This window comes from Psychrobacter sp. 4Dc (assembly GCF_002836715.1).
Taxonomy (GTDB): Bacteria; Pseudomonadota; Gammaproteobacteria; order Pseudomonadales; family Moraxellaceae; genus Psychrobacter.
Window position 1 is genome coordinate 1 of sequence record NZ_PJAT01000044.1, and the last position, 603, is coordinate 603.

General features: G+C 33.3%; 1 protein-coding gene. It reads right to left on the bottom strand.

The window, feature by feature from the left end; genetic code table 11:
* Positions 1-257 precede the first annotated feature (257 nt).
* Positions 258-575 carry a DUF6122 family protein gene (locus CXF61_RS02465; protein ID WP_057758486.1) on the bottom strand — a complete coding sequence of 106 codons (318 nt, stop codon included), beginning with the start codon at positions 573-575 and terminating at the stop codon, positions 258-260.
* Positions 576-603: the final 28 nt, after the last annotated feature.

Genomic DNA, 603 nt, shown 5'->3' on the forward strand with positions numbered 1-603 from the left:
TGAATGATCAATAAAAAGCTGTTTAATGGCTCATAATAGAATTAAATCATCATAAACCTAGCTATCAACCGCACGAACCACTGCTTAAACAATGCTCCGAACTAATTCTTGTATCCGTTATTATACGCTGACTTGTCTTAAATAGTCATACATCTCTCAATCGAAATCAACTTCTCTCTAACTAGTAGATACAAAGCTCGATTGATTATAACCTTTCTTATAACCGTATAATTATCTTGATATGCAAGGTCGCGATATTAGCTGACCGACATCATCAAACAATCCGTAAAATCCGTTAACATATGGAACAGCAATCCAATTCCAATGATATTAAAAGGCTTACGAAGAAAGAGTAAAACAAAATACACTAGCATCGCATAATAAGTATGTAACGGATGAAAATTAATGCTACATCTATTTGCCTGAAATATTGGGTTTGCTACCAGATGATCTATATCAACCAACATGGTTGCAAGCAAAATCAGATATGCTTTTTTCCACTCTTTTCTAAAAAACGCAATCGCGATAAAAAGAGGAAAACCAAAGTGCAAAAAATAATGTATTAATGTCTGCATACTGACCTATTAGTTTTAGTCTTCTCTA